Origin of the sequence: Brevundimonas sp. EYE_349, from assembly GCF_023147505.1 — a bacterium.
Lineage (GTDB): Bacteria > Pseudomonadota > Alphaproteobacteria > Caulobacterales > Caulobacteraceae > Brevundimonas.
Genome location: NZ_JAHXPB010000001.1, coordinates 246,775 through 258,396, shown reverse-complemented (window position 1 = coordinate 258,396; position 11,622 = coordinate 246,775). Strand labels below are relative to the sequence as shown.

At 67.8% G+C, this 11,622-nt stretch carries 11 protein-coding genes; 3 read left to right on the top strand and 8 right to left on the bottom strand.

The annotated features are described in order from the left end of the window. Positions 1–3: 3 nt before the first annotated feature. Positions 4–702: a transcriptional repressor LexA gene (gene lexA, locus KZX42_RS01385; RefSeq protein ID WP_248116362.1), complete on the top strand. Its 699-nt coding sequence runs from the start codon at positions 4–6 to the stop codon at positions 700–702. On the opposite strand, the gene KZX42_RS01380 is transcribed toward lexA, so the two are convergent. Beyond that, positions 683–2,857, bottom strand: coding sequence for a ComEC/Rec2 family competence protein (locus tag KZX42_RS01380; protein ID WP_248116360.1), 2,175 nt, complete (start codon positions 2,855–2,857; stop codon positions 683–685). The genes lexA and KZX42_RS01380 overlap by 20 nt on opposite strands. Here KZX42_RS01380 and gltX point away from each other — a divergent pair. Both gltX and gltA read left to right on the top strand, forming a co-directional pair. After that, positions 2,856–4,271 carry a glutamate--tRNA ligase gene (gene gltX, locus KZX42_RS01375; protein ID WP_248116358.1) on the top strand — a complete coding sequence of 472 codons (1,416 nt, stop codon included), beginning with the start codon at positions 2,856–2,858 and terminating at the stop codon, positions 4,269–4,271. The genes KZX42_RS01380 and gltX overlap by 2 nt on opposite strands. 66 nt (positions 4,272–4,337) lie before the next feature. Next, positions 4,338–5,639: a citrate synthase gene (gene gltA, locus KZX42_RS01370; protein ID WP_248116356.1), complete on the top strand. Its 1,302-nt coding sequence runs from the start codon at positions 4,338–4,340 to the stop codon at positions 5,637–5,639. Between the two features lie 63 nt (positions 5,640–5,702). On the opposite strand, the gene KZX42_RS01365 is transcribed toward gltA, so the two are convergent. Genes KZX42_RS01365 through KZX42_RS01335 form a run of 7 tightly spaced genes read right to left on the bottom strand, consistent with a single transcriptional unit; the run spans position 5,703 to position 11,595 of the window. Continuing rightward, entirely contained in the window at positions 5,703–6,695 is a 993-nt protein-coding gene (locus KZX42_RS01365; RefSeq protein ID WP_248116354.1) for an FUSC family protein, read from the bottom strand. Positions 6,696–6,697: 2 nt separating this feature from the next. Then, on the bottom strand, positions 6,698–7,876 hold the full coding sequence (gene lpxB, locus KZX42_RS01360; protein WP_248116351.1) for a lipid-A-disaccharide synthase: 1,179 nt from the start codon (positions 7,874–7,876) through the stop codon (positions 6,698–6,700). Further along, positions 7,873–8,706, bottom strand: a complete 834-nt coding sequence (gene lpxI / locus KZX42_RS01355) for a UDP-2,3-diacylglucosamine diphosphatase LpxI (protein ID WP_248116349.1) — start codon at positions 8,704–8,706, stop codon at positions 7,873–7,875. Before lpxI ends, lpxB begins: the two co-directional genes overlap by 4 nt. Continuing rightward, a complete protein-coding gene (gene lpxA / locus KZX42_RS01350) occupies positions 8,703–9,491 on the bottom strand; it encodes an acyl-ACP--UDP-N-acetylglucosamine O-acyltransferase (protein WP_248116347.1) in 789 nt (262 codons plus the stop codon). The genes lpxI and lpxA overlap by 4 nt, the downstream gene beginning before the upstream one ends. Next, a complete protein-coding gene (gene fabZ, locus KZX42_RS01345) occupies positions 9,491–9,955 on the bottom strand; it encodes a 3-hydroxyacyl-ACP dehydratase FabZ (protein WP_248116345.1) in 465 nt (154 codons plus the stop codon). The genes lpxA and fabZ overlap by 1 nt, the downstream gene beginning before the upstream one ends. Before the next feature lie 2 nt (positions 9,956–9,957). Then, positions 9,958–10,971 (bottom strand): UDP-3-O-(3-hydroxymyristoyl)glucosamine N-acyltransferase, encoded by a 1,014-nt coding sequence (lpxD, locus tag KZX42_RS01340; protein WP_248116343.1) that lies wholly within the window; start codon positions 10,969–10,971, stop codon positions 9,958–9,960. Between the two features lie 6 nt (positions 10,972–10,977). Further along, positions 10,978–11,595 (bottom strand): OmpH family outer membrane protein, encoded by a 618-nt coding sequence (locus KZX42_RS01335; protein WP_248116341.1) that lies wholly within the window; start codon positions 11,593–11,595, stop codon positions 10,978–10,980. Positions 11,596–11,622 lie beyond the last annotated feature (27 nt).

Genomic DNA, 11,622 nt, shown 5'->3' with positions numbered 1-11,622 from the left:
GCGATGCTCACGCGCAAACAGCACGAACTGCTGATGTTCATCCACGAACGGATCCAGGAGACGGGCGTCTCTCCCTCGTTCGACGAGATGAAGGAGGCTTTGGACCTGGCCTCCAAGTCGGGCATCCACCGGCTGATCACAGCGCTGGAGGAGCGCGGCTTCATCCGCCGCCTCGCCCACCGCGCCCGCGCGCTGGAAGTGACCAAACTGCCCGAACAGGCGACCGCCGGCGCGCCGCGCGGCCGGGCCGGGTTCAAGCCCGACGTGATCGAAGGCGGCGCACCGGTTCGCGAGACCGCGCCTATGGCCGCCAACGACACGCGCGATCTGCCGCTGTTGGGCAAGATCGCCGCCGGCACTCCCATCGCCGCCATTCAGCATGAACAGGACCGCCTACCGGTGCCGGAATCCATGCTCGGCAAGGGCGATCACTACGTGCTGGAGATCGAGGGCGATTCTATGATCGAGGCCGGCATACTGAACGGCGATCTGGTGGTGATCCGGCGCGGCGACACCGCGACCAATGGCGAGATCGTCGTCGCCCTGGTCGAGGGCGAGGAAGCCACCCTGAAGCGCCTGCGCCGCAAGGGCGGCTCCATCGCGCTTGAACCGGCCAACCGCAACTATGAGACCCGCATCTTCGGCCCTGATCAGGTGGAGGTTCAGGGCAAGCTGGTGGGGCTCATGCGCCGCTATCACTGACATCGGGGTCGGGTTGGCGCGTCCAGGGACGGTTGCCGCGCACGTCGGTCGTCCAGACCGCGCGCCAGCCGACGCCATCGCGCCATAGTTCGACCGCCCCGCCCTTAGAGAAATCCACCCCGTCCAGAACCAGACGGCCGGCGCAGGATGCGGGAATATCTGGGACGGCGGCGCGGAGTCCGACGACCTCGGCCGTTTCGCACAATGCCGCCAGACGTTCGGGATCGGGCGCCCGCCTGCCCCACCATAATGCGATCGGTCCAGCAACAGGGCTTTGGGGCCGGCACGAGAAGCGATCGCAGGTCCAGCCGTCCATTTCCCGCTTGGTCAGGGCCAGCCCCCTTCGCCGGGACCACAGGTCTGCGGCGAACTCTCGCACGCCTGGCCACACGACGACCGCCGCGCCGTGCCGATTGAAGGCCGCGTTTGTTCCGCCGTCCCCGATCCAAAGGTCAGGCGCCGACGGACGGGGCCAGATCAGCACCGCCGCCGCCAGCGGCAAACCCATCCAGCGTAGCCGCCCGCGCCACAGGCAGATGAACAGCACGCCGACGAAGGCGATGGGCAGAACGACGTCGGGCGCGCTCGGTATGGTTCTAACGGCCCCCGGTAAGCTGGCCGTCCACGACCCGATCGCCAGCATCAGATCGACGCCCCATCCCGCCACCGCCAGGAAGGGGCCGCCCAGCCCCAGGGGTTCGAGCGCCGCACCCAGCGCCAAGGCCGGCATCAAAATGAAGTCCGCCACCGGCGATGTGCCGAGATTGGCCAGCAGGCCATAGACGGCCGTGCGGTTGAAATGCTGCATGGAGAATGGCCCGGTCGCCATGCCGGCGACCAGGCTGGCCGCCACCGCCGCCGTGATCCAGCCGGCGAACCGCTGTATCGCCAGGATCGGCCAGGGTGCGGAAATTTCGCGCGGTCGCTTGGGCCAGGCCTCGACCAAGGCCACCAGCGCCGCGGTCGCCGCGAACGACATCTGAAAGCCGGGCGTAACGACAGCCTCCGGCTGGATGGCCAGCACGACGAAGGCCGCAACCGCCAGGCCGTGCATGGTCACCGCCTGCCGATCCAGCAGGATGGCGAGAAAGGCGATGGCGGCGGTGATGGCGGCCCGCTCGGCCGGCGGCGGCGCGCCGGACACCACCAGATAGACCCCCACCGCGACCAGGCCCGCCAAAGCCGCGACCTTCTTGCCCGAAACCCGCAGCGCCAACCAGGGCCATGCCGCGACGCCAAGGCGTACGGCGAAGAAGACGAAGCCGCCGACGATGGCCATGTGCAGACCCGACACCGACAGGATATGCGCCAGACCGGAATCGCGCATCACATCCATGTCTTCCTGACTGATCCAGGTCTCGTGGCTGGTGGTCATGGCGGCCGCGATCCCGCCCGTCCGCTGGCCCAACCGCGCCACGATGCGCTGAGCCAGGGCGTAGCGCGCGCCGTTCACCGCCATCTCCAGCCGCAGGCGCCACGGCGGGCGGGGCAGGTCCGCCTCGCGCGTCTCTCCCAGCGCAAAGGCGACCCCGCCCATGCCCTGGAAGAAGGCGTTCCGGCCGAAATCGTAGGCGCCGGGGCTGGCCGGCGCCGGCGGCGGATTGAGGATGGCGAACACACGTATGGCCCGGCCCGGTTCGGGCGGTTCGCCCCGCACGGTGGCGCGAAGGCGCACCGGCGTCTGGTCTGGCGCCAGGCCGCGAATCCAGACGGGAGCGATCACCACCCGGGCGCCGCGTTGGCCAGGGCTGTCCACATCGACCACCCAGGCCTCGATCGCCGTCGGCTCGCCGAGCACCGGTGCGATGGGGGCGGCGACGAAGCCAGTGCGCGCCTTGGCCGCCGCCAGGCCGCCCGCCAGACAGGCGATCAGCAGCAGGGGCCATGTGATGCGCCGCGTCATTCCCCGCGCCTTGGCCAAGCCCCAGAACGCAAAAGCCGCGACCGCCGCCAACACCAGCGGCCAGAACGGCGGCTCGGACCGCAGGGCGAAATAGAAGGCGCACCCGCCGCCGAACGCCACCGGCCCCCACAGCCGCCATCGCAGCGCCTGGGCGCCGACCTGATCGGCCAGCCAGGATTGCAATCGCGCGCCGGGGGTAGGCTTTGCCGCATCGGAGCGTATAAGGGCCTCGCCTACGGACCCCTCCCCCATGACCTCACCTTCTTCGACTGTCGTCACCCGCTTCGCCCCCTCGCCGACAGGCTATCTGCATATCGGCGGGGCGAGAACCGCCTTGTTCAACTGGCTGTACGCCAAGCGACACGCAGGGCGTTTCCTGATCCGTGTCGAAGACACCGACCGCGAGCGCTCCACCGATGAGGCCGTCAGGGCGATCTTCGACGGGCTGAGCTGGCTGGAGCTGTTCGCCGACGAGGAGCCTGTGTTCCAGTTCAGCCGCGCCGACCGCCACCGCGAGGTGGTCGATCAACTACTCGAAGCCGGCCACGCCTATCGCGACTTCACCTCCGCCGAGGAGACGGGCCGTCTGCGCGATGAGGCCAAGGCGGAGAAGCGCAGCTTCGAATCGCCTTGGCGCGACCGCGAGCCCACCGTTGACGATCTGGTTCTGCCCCACGTCGTGCGGTTCCGCCGGCCGCAATCGACCACGGTGACGGTGCCCGACGAGGTCCAGGGCGCGGTCAGTTGGTCGACCGACGATCTGGACGATCTGGTCCTACTGCGCTCGGACGGCGCCCCGACCTATAATCTGGCCGTGGTGGTGGACGATCACGACATGGGCGTGACCCACGTCATTCGCGGCGACGACCACCTGAACAATGCCGCGCGTCAGAGCCTGATCTACGACGCCCTGGGCTGGATGCGGCCCGTCTTCGCCCACATCCCGCTGATCCACGGGCCGGATGGCGCCAAACTGTCCAAACGGCACGGCGCCCAGGCGGTGCATGAATACGCCGAGATGGGCTATCTGCCGGAGGCCATGCGCAACTATCTGGCCCGACTGGGTTGGGCGCACGGCGACGACGAACTGTTCAGCGACGCCCAGGCCATCGCCTGGTTCGATCTGGCCGGCATCGGCAAGGCCCCAGCTCGGCTGGACTTCGACAAACTGGCCCACGTCAACGCCCATTGGCTGCGTCTGGCCGACGACGAACGACTGGCCAAGCTGGCGCTGGACGCTCACCTGCAGAAAGGGCACGTCCTGGCTGAGGCCGACGAGGCCCGGCTCCAGCGCGCCATGCCCTTCGTCAAGGACCGCGCCAAGACGGTGCTAGACTTGGCCGATCAGACCGCATTCGTGCTGAAGACCCGACCTCTGACGCTCGACGAAAAGGCCCGCGGCCTGTTGTCTGGCGAGACGCTGGATCGCCTGTCGCGACTGCGCGACCGGCTGGCCCTGTTCCAGTCCTGGGACGTCTTCGCCCTGGAGGCTGAACTGAAGGCCTTCGCCGAATCCGAGCGCGTGGGCTTTGGAAAAATCGGCCCGCCGATGCGCGCGGCGCTTACCGCAGGGTCAGCTTCGCCCGACATCGCACGAACTTTATCCGCTCTCGGTCGCGACGAAAGTCTCGGACGCTTGGATGATGCGCTGCAACAGACTAAGTGATCACCCACAAACCAAAAAGCGCCCGGCGCCTCCCCGCGCCTGGACGTATGATGCAAAGGGGCATTCATGACTGAACAAGCCAAAACCGCCGGCTCGGCGACCCTGTCCTTCGAGGACAAGACCATCGAGTTGCCGGTCCTTTCGGGCTCCACCGGCCCGGACGTCATCGACATCCGCAAGCTTTATGCGGGAACGGGCGCCTTCACCTTCGATCCCGGCTTCACCTCTACGGCGGCCTGTGAATCGGCCCTGACCTATATCGACGGCGACGCCGGCGTGCTGCTGCACCGCGGCTATCCCATCGATCAACTGGCGTCGAAGTCGAACTTCCTGGAAGTCTGCCATCTGCTGCTGCACGGCGAACTGCCGACCGCCGCACAGTTCGAGAAGTTCGAAAACAGCATCACCACCCACACGATGCTGCACGCCCAGTTCGACCGCTTCTTCGAGGGCTTCCGCCGCGACGCCCACCCGATGTCGATCATGGTCGGCACGGTCGGCGCCCTGTCGGCCTTCTACCACGACAGCTTGGACATCCATGATCCGATCCAGCGCGACATCTCGGCCATCCGCCTGATCGCCAAGATGCCCACCATCGCGGCTCGCGCCTACAAATACCACGTCGGCCAGCCCTTCATCTCGCCGCGCAACGACCTGTCGTACGCCGAGAACTTCCTGCGCATGTGCTTCGCCGTGCCGGCCGAAGACTATCACGTCGATCCGGCCCTGGTTCGCGCCATGGACCGCATCTTCACCCTGCACGCCGACCACGAGCAGAACGCATCCACCTCGACCGTTCGCCTTGCCGGTTCGTCGGGCGCCAATCCGTTCGCCTGTATCGCCGCCGGCATCGCCTGCCTGTGGGGGCCGTCGCACGGCGGCGCCAACGAAGAGGCGCTGAACATGCTCAAGGAAATCGGCACGCCCGACAAGATCCCTGAGTTCATTCAGGGCGTAAAGGACCGCAAGTACAAGCTGATGGGCTTCGGCCACCGCGTGTACAAGAACTACGATCCACGCGCCAAGGTCATGCAGCAGTCGGCCTATGAAGTGCTGGCCGCCACGGGCCGCGAGAACGATCCGCTGTTCCAGGTCGCCAAGGAGCTGGAGAAGGTCGCCCTGTCGGACGAATATTTCACCTCGCGCAAGCTGTTCCCGAACGTCGACTTCTATTCGGGCATCACCCTGTCGGCGATGGGCTTCCCGACCACCATGTTCACCGTCCTGTTCGCCCTGGCCCGCACCGTGGGCTGGATCGCCCAGTGGCAAGAAATGATGTCGGATCCGTCGCAGAAGATCGGCCGCCCGCGCCAGCTGTACACCGGCCCGACCGAGCGCGATTACGTGGCCATCGACCAGCGCGGCTGATCGGCAGTCCAGCATCCGAAATGCAGAACGCCGGGGACCTCCCCGGCGTTTTCGTTTGGTCCATCAGACCAGGCGCAGATCCCGGAAACGCGCGGCCAGGTCGTCCAGGTCCCGGTGCATGTGGGCCGCGCCGATGGCGGCGGCGCCCAAGGCCATGTCGTCGCCCTCGACCGCGATGGACAGGGCCAGGCTCTGGTCGATGGGCCCCATAGGATCGGCGGCCTTGCCCCGCGACAGCGCTTCCAGCCGTTCGACGGCGCGCGCGGCGTCCTGGGACCAGGGCGTCAACCGCCCATCCGCCCCCTCGTCATGAAAACCACGGCCCAAGATGACGATGTCGCTGCGCACCCGCCAGAAGGCGCGGGCCAGGGCGGCCCGGTCGGCCGTCTCGCGCTGCACGCCAGGGAAGTCGACGACATTCTTGGCCGCCTGGGCCAGGGCGTCCAGACGCCGTTTCAAATCGGCGTGACGGCGGGTCAACTCGGCCGCATCCTTGGCGTCGCCCTTGGCCACAAGGGCCAGCAGCACGGCGGCTTCGCCCGCCGCTTCGCGGGCCTGAAGCTTGAACGCCTGGCGCGCATGACGCGGAAACAAGGCCAGTATGGCGACCACGCCGACCCCGCTGCCCACCAGGATTTCCATCACCCGATCCAGCGCCAAGGATGCGGGCCCCTCCGATCCCGCGCCCCCGGCGATGACGATGGTCGCCGTCACCGGGGCGATCTTCAACCAGGGGCGTCCGGCTCCCAAGAAGGCCAGCACCGCCGTCGAGACGGCGATGCTGAGGGCCAGGCTCTCCATGCCCGGCGGCCGGACGAAGGCGATCGCCGCGCCGACGAGTGCGCCAGTCATTGTGCCGAGCGCCCGGTCTCGCGCGATCGCCACCACCCCTCCCCCGACGCTGGCCTGCACCACCACAATGGCCGAGATCACGCTCCAATAGGGATGGGGCAGATGCAGAAGGGTGGCCAGATAAAGCGCGGCCGTCGCGGCCACCGCCATCTGCAGCGCCGCCCGCACCTCGGCCGCACGACGGGGGCTGAGGGCGCGGGCCACGGTCAGCTCGGCCCCGCGCCGACCTTGGCCGCGATGACGCGCAGAACGGCGTCGGCGGCCAGTTCCGACGGATCGGGCCCGCCGCGCCCCATCAGATCCAGCGCCGCCGTCTGGCGCCGCGCCTGCGCCTCGGCCATTTCGGGATCGGACAGCAGCCGACCGACGGCGGAAGCCAGCAGGGCCGGCGTCGCCTCGTGCTGAATGTATTCAGGCGCGATCTGGTCGTCGGCGGCGACGTTGAACAGGGTGATGTATTTGGCTGTCACCATCCGCTTCATCAGCTGATACGACAGGCCGTCGATCTTGTAGGCGATGACCATTGGCGCGCCAGCCAAGGCCAGTTCGGTCGAGACCGTGCCGCTGGTGGCCAGGGCCACATCGGCGGCGCGCATGGCGTCGTACTTCTCGGCCTCGTCCACCAGATGCACGCGGAAGGGCCAGGTCGCGATCCGGCCGGCGACGTCGTCGGCCACCGTGCCCGCGGCGATCACGGCGATCTCCAGTGCGGGGTCGATGGCCTTCAGCTTGCGCACCGTCTCCTCATAGACGGGGGTCATGCGCGCGATTTCGCTGGGCCGGCTGCCCGGCAAGACCAGCAGCAGTTTCGTGTCCGCCGCTATGCCGCGTCGCGCGCGAAAGGCCTTCCCGTCAGCATGGGCCATGTCGATATGCAGCGCAGACGAGCCGACCACGGTCGTCGCCAGACCCTCGCGCTCGAACCAGGGCGCATCAAAGCCATAGAGCGCCAGCAGATGATCGACCGCCCCGGCCAGCGTCCTGGCCCGACCGGGACGGGAAGCCCAGACCTGGGGGCCGACATATTTGATCAAGGCTACATCCGACCGCGCGGCTCGGATGGCCTGGGCGACGCGAATGGTGAAGCCCCAGCTGTCGATCAGGACCACGGCGTCCGGCCGTTCGCGCGCGGCCAAGGCCGCTGTCTCCGCGACCCGGCGCCTGACCTTGCCATAGGCGCGCAGACCCTCGATCCAGCCCAAGATCGACAGTTCGGCGATGTCGAACGGGCTGACCACGCCCTCTGTGGCCATTCGCGGCCCGCCGATGCCGACGAAGGCCACATCGTCGCCCAGCCGCGCCCGCAGCGCCTTGGCCAGGCCCGCGCCCAAGGCGTCTCCCGACGCCTCGGCCGCAACCAGCATGATCTTCAGGGGCCGGCTCATTGTTCCTCGCCCCAAACGAACAGGCCCAGCCGGTCCGCCGCCGCGACAATGCCAGGGCGGTCAATCAGGATCAGCCGGCCCGCGACCCCGCCGATGCCCGCCAGTCCCGCCGCCGCCGCCGTCTCAACCGTGCGTGGCCCGATCACCGGCATGTCGACCCGCAGGTCCTGGATCGGCTTGGGCGCCTTGGCCAACACGCCCTTTCTGTCGGCAGTCGAACCCCGCAGGTCGGCCGGCAGATTGGCGACCCGCCCCAGCATGGCGTCCGTGCCCTCTTGAGCTTCGACCGCCAGCACCAGACCGTCGCACACGACAGCCCCTTGGCCGATATCCAGTTCGCCAGACCTTTCAGCGACGTGCAGCGCTTTCTTCAGGTCCGAAAGCTGCTCGGGCGTCGGAGTCAACGCGCCCAAGGCGCCGGGGGCCAGCGTCTCACCGCCTAGTATGTCGTCGGCGCCCTCGACCGCGAACCCCTCCGCCTCGAACACCGACAGTATCTTGCGCAAAAGAGCGTCGTCGCCCTTGGCCGCAGCGGCCACGATGCCGGGCAGCAGGGTCGCGCCCTTGAAGTCCGGCTTCAACGTCTTGAAATCAGGCCGGCTGACGATGCCCGCCAGACAGACCGCGCCGCATTTTTGAGCCTTCAACGCCTTCAGGATCGCGCCGATCTGGGCCATGCCGAAATCGTCGCCCGGCCAACGCGCCAGATGCGGGCCGGCAAACCCGTCCAGCCGCACAACATAGACCGCGCGCCCCTCGGCCTCGCAGCGCTGGGCCACCGCCTGCGGCAGATCGCCGCCGCCCGCGATCAGACCCAGTTTGACGCTCATTCCGCGTTCGGCAGGCACAGCGGCCGCCTGCCGCCCTCGCGGATGAAGGTCAGGATTTCCATGATCTCGGGCAGGTCGGAATAGCGGGCGGCGACACCCTCGAGGCGCCCCGCGAACTCGCCCCCGCCTTCGAACAGTTCGCGATAGGCGGCCAGCAGACGCCGCACCTGATCCTTGCCATAGCCCTTGCGCTTCAGGCCGATCAGATTCAGCCCTCTCAACCGCGCATGATTGCCCCAGGCCGAGCCATAGGGGATGACGTCGCGCGTCACGGCGGCCAGACCGCCGATTATGGCGCCCTGCCCCACCCGTCCGTTCTGATGAACCGCGCACAGGCCGCCCAGGAAGACCTTGTCCCCGACCTGGGCATGACCGCCCAGGGTGGCGTTATTGGCCATGACGACATTATCGCCCACAACGCAGTCGTGACCGATGTGGGCGCCGGTCATGAACAGATTGTTCGACCCGATCACCGTGACGCCCGTCCCCTGCGGCGTCCCCCGGTTGAAGGTGCAGTGTTCGCGGATCAGGTTGTTGCGCCCGATCTCGAGCCTCACGGCCTCCCCCCTGTAGCCATTGTGCTGCGGATCGCCGCCGATGACGGCGAAGGGATGGATCGAGGTGTCCGCCCCGACCGCGGTGTCCTGCTGGATCACGACATGGCTGACCAGCCGCACATTCTCGCCCAGCGTCACGTTCGGCCCGACCGTGCACCACGGCCCTACCTGCACCCCGTCAGCCAGGAGGGCGGACGCATCGACGAGGGCGGTCGGGTGGATGCTCATCAGGCGGCCGGCTCCGGCACCGTCACCACCATGGCCATGAACTCGGCCTCGGCGGCCAGTTTGCCGTCGATAAAGGTCTCGCCCCGGAACTTGTAGGCGTCGCCGCGCGCCTTGATCACCTTGACCTCCATGCGCAACTGATCGCCGGGGCGGGCGGGTTTGCGGAACCGCACCCCGTCGATGGACATGAACATGATGACCTTGTCCGCCACCGCGACATCCAGCGTCTTGGACATCAGCAAGGCGCCGGTCTGGGCCATGGCCTCGACGATCAGCACGCCCGGCATAACCGGGTCGATGGGGAAATGGCCGGGGAAGAAGGGCTCGTTATGGGTGACGTTCTTGATGCCCACGATGGAGGTGCGGGGCACGAAGTCCTCGGCCTTGTCCACCAGCAGGAAGGGATAGCGGTGCGGCAGCCGCCGCATCACCTCGGCGTAATCGATCTTGCCGTCTTCGCTCATCCCTATGATTCCTTCGGGGCCTTCTTGGATGAGGCCTGTTTGGCGAGCCAGACGGTCTCGCGCAAGAACTGTCGGATCGGACGGGCCGGATAACCCGACCAGGTTTCGCCCGCCGGAACGTCAGCCAACACCCCGGCGCCGGCCGCGATACGGGCGCCCTCGCCGATCGTGATGTGATCGCCGATCCCCGCCTTGCCGCCGAAGATGACGTTGTCGCCGACCGTGACCGAGCCGGAAATGCCCGTATTGGCGACCAGCAGGCAGTTGCGCCCGATGACGCAGTTGTGGCCCACCATGACCAGATTATCGATCTTGGTGTTTTCGCCGATGACGGTGTCGTCATAGGCGCCGCGGTCGATGCAGCTGTTGGCGCCCACCGTCACCCCATCCTGAAGGATAACCCGGCCCAGCTGCGGAATGTCCATCACCCCGGCCTGGGTTCCGGTCGCGCCAAAACCCGCCTCGCCGATCCGCGCCCCGGCATACAGTTTCACCCGGTCGCCGATCAGGGCGAAACCGACGCTGACGTTGGCGCCGATCGCGCAGTCGCGTCCGATCTGGACGCCCGGCGCAATCACGCTGTTGGCCCCGATGCGAGAGCCGCGACCGATGCGAACGCCCGCGCCCAGCACGGCGCCCGGCTCGATCACGACGCTGTCGTCTTCGGCCGCCTCCGCGCGCGCGATGGCGGCGTCCAGCAGGATCGGCCGATGCAACAGGATCGACGCCTTGGCCCAGGCGGCCTGTGGCGTGCGGGAAACGATCACGGCGGCGTCCGCCGGCGCCGCGTCAACGGCCTCCGACGGCAAGATCACGCACCCGGCGCGGGTTTCCTTCAGCGCTCCGGCGAACTTGCGGTCGCCCAAAAACGCGATCGCGCCCCCGTCCGCTGAGGACAGGGGCGCGACGGAGGCGATCATGCGATCCCCGCCCCGTTCGACCTCCCCGCCGATCCTGGCCGCCAGTTCGGCGACACTGAGGGGCGACAGGGTTTCGAAAAAGCGGGAATCGGGCATCGAGACTTAGCGCGCGGCCGCCGGCTGAGCCTGCGTCTGAGCCGGCACGGTCATGCGGTTGAAGCTGAGCGTCGGCAGGGCGGTGTTCAGGCGCTGGATGGCCAGATCGGTCACGTCCATGGCCGGGTTCATCATGAAGACGCTTTCGCGGTCCAGCAGCAGGCCGCAGCCCTTTTCCTGATACAGGGCGGTCAGGATCGGGGAGACGGCCTCGGTGATCGCCTGACGCTGCATGCCCAGGGTGTAGCGTAACTCGTTCTCGCGGGTGGCTTCCAGCTGCTGGGCTTCCTGCGCGCGCTGTTGCAGGGCCTGGCGGCGCTGTTGCAGTTGATCGGCCGGAAGGCTGGCGCCCGACGTCTGCAGTTGCTGGGCTTCGCTCTGGATCGCCGTGGCGTAGGGTTGCAGTTCGCCCTGAACTTCCTGGGCCAGTTGCTGCATGCGGGTTTCGACGGCCTGGCCAGCCGACGATTGGGCCAGCAGACGGGCGTTGTAATAGACGCACACGCCGGGGATCACCGGGCCGGGGTTGGCGGGGGCGGCGGACGCCTGTTGGGCCGTGGCCGCCGAGGCGGCGGTGGCGAGAAGCGAAGCGGCGGCGGTCGCCGCGATGATCAGAGCTTTCATGGGATTTCCTCGTGCGGTCGAAATGCC